Source organism: Rhizobium sp. SVR5-9E (assembly GCF_056755095.1).
In genome coordinates this window covers 1-255 of the sequence record NZ_JBNDHS010000535.1, presented here as the reverse complement: position 1 = coordinate 255, position 255 = coordinate 1, and the positions used below count along the sequence as shown (strand labels likewise).

Annotated in this window: 1 protein-coding gene; it reads right to left on the bottom strand. The window is 60.4% G+C overall.

Annotated features, from left to right (window positions below; translation table 11 throughout):
- Positions 1–255 (bottom strand): HIT family protein (locus ACPYOJ_RS35950; RefSeq protein ID WP_481420472.1); only part of this gene is annotated, 255 nt, incomplete at both ends.

The window sequence follows — 255 nt, the reverse complement described above, 5'->3', positions numbered from 1 at the left end:
ATTCGATTCCCCAGTCACCATGGCCGCAACCTCCTCAATAGGGCGACGAGGCATGGCCGACCGAATGGCGTTGATGCCCGGCTCACGGTCGTACCGGGGAATGACATGCACGTGCAGATGATGGACACTCTGACCGGCAACCTCACCGGCGTTTGAGACGACATTGACTCCAGAAGCCCCCAGAGAGTCCACGAGGCGACGAGCCACCTTCGTGACCATCGGGCTGATACGTCCGAGCTCACCATCATCGTCGAG